1 protein-coding gene is annotated in these 283 nt (G+C 55.1%); it reads left to right on the top strand.

What is annotated here, in order from left to right:
* Positions 1 to 254: hypothetical protein (locus ACYQ78_RS39485; RefSeq protein WP_459806120.1), on the top strand; the 254-nt coding region annotated here is incomplete at its 5' end.
* Between the last annotated feature and the right edge of the window lie 29 nt (positions 255 to 283).

Here is a 283-nt window from a genome sequence, read left to right as displayed (position 1 = left end):
GGTCGAACGTGGTTTTTGATAACCACCAAATCGACGTCAGTGGCAATGTTGCCATTGCCATGGGCAACTACTTCTTCACCAGCGCTGCAGATGGAAGCAAGACCAAAGATGAGTACACTTTCGGCTACAAGAAGAATGCCGACGGCAAGGTGCGCATCTTCCTCCACCACTCCTCAGTGCCATACCGCGTGCCTGCAGCCACCGCATCTGGAGCGGTTACTGAAGAGCAAGAAAAGAGTGTGCGGGCAGCATGAGCAAGGCGTGTCGTAGCCATGGGGGCCTG

This window comes from Herbidospora sp. RD11066 (genome assembly GCF_054661255.1).
This window is presented reverse-complemented; position numbering and strand designations above follow the sequence as displayed.